This window comes from Acinetobacter sp. UBA3132 (assembly GCF_002364825.1).
GTDB lineage: Bacteria > Pseudomonadota > Gammaproteobacteria > Pseudomonadales > Moraxellaceae > Acinetobacter > Acinetobacter schindleri.
Genome location: NZ_DEZM01000066.1, coordinates 3230 through 4364, shown reverse-complemented (window position 1 = coordinate 4364; position 1135 = coordinate 3230). Strand labels below are relative to the sequence as shown.

Here is a 1135-nt window from a genome sequence, read left to right as displayed (position 1 = left end):
AGAATTGTAGTGGCTGCTTACAATTAACAGTAAGGAAATCTCAGTCATTAACAAAAAGATTGGTACTTTATGCCAGTTTTATTGTGCGTGATTAACAAAAATTAGACATATCAAAGAATTAACTAAATTACATAGTTATTTAGAAGATTAATCATTTGAGCATTATGAAGCAAAAAAATAGGATATTTACTCGTAACGATTGGTTGGTGAAGAAATTCTTAACAATATTAATCTAAAGAATTTATTTTAGTGCTATTATTTTAAATTAAATTAATTATTTATAGGCTTGGCACTAGTATTTAGTTTAGGTGCATGTTACAAGTGGTGGTGAAAAAATAGACATTTCAGTGACATTATCAGGTTTGTTTATAGGTTTACAAATAACGGTTAATGTCAAATTTGTTTTACATTTTTTAAAGAAAAAATTAACGTATACGTAGTTAAATGTAATGAAATCAATTAATCTAGATGTTAGGAAATGTTGTTGAGACTGTTTAGATTCTTTGTTATTGATTGTATAAAATTGGTTGAATAAATAAACATAACCATGAGAGGCAGAGATGAAGCTTAACCTTCTGGAGATAGGTCAAAATACTGAACAGCTAAGCTCATGCCGCCTGTCTCTTATTTTGGGCGTAAATACTTCCAATAACCTAATTAATACATTTGGTCGAGTCGCACGTCGGCTACTCAAGACTGAAAAATGTTTACTGGGTTTTCATAAAGAACCTTATATCTGGTATTCCACTGCTTCAGAATTTTGGGGGTTCGAAACCCCGCACGAATTAAATCTGCTCAATTATCTTAAAAATGATGACTGTCTGGATCGTACGCATCCTGCCTATACAGAAATGTCAGAATATATTCGTAGTCTTGGCGTAGAGCATAAGCGCCTGATCTCCTTTAATCTGAAAGCCAGTGATACCCACTCAATTGGTCATGTGGTATTTTTTGATCAGGAAGAAGAGGGCTTTGATCAAGAAGATATTCGTCTGGTGCAGGAGTTTGCCGATGGGCTGGTCGGACGGATTCGCTTGCATGAAGACTATAATGAACTGAAGGAAATGTACGAGCAGCAATGCGCCATGAACTTCAGTAAGACGAAATTCTTCCAGATTATTGCTCATGACCTGCG

1 pseudogene is annotated in these 1135 nt (G+C 34.4%); it reads left to right on the top strand.

Features of this window, described 5'->3' with window-relative positions:
* Window positions 1–560: 560 nt before the first annotated feature.
* Window positions 561–1135, top strand: a pseudogene (locus B4033_RS02975) (sensor histidine kinase); the annotation flags it as partial.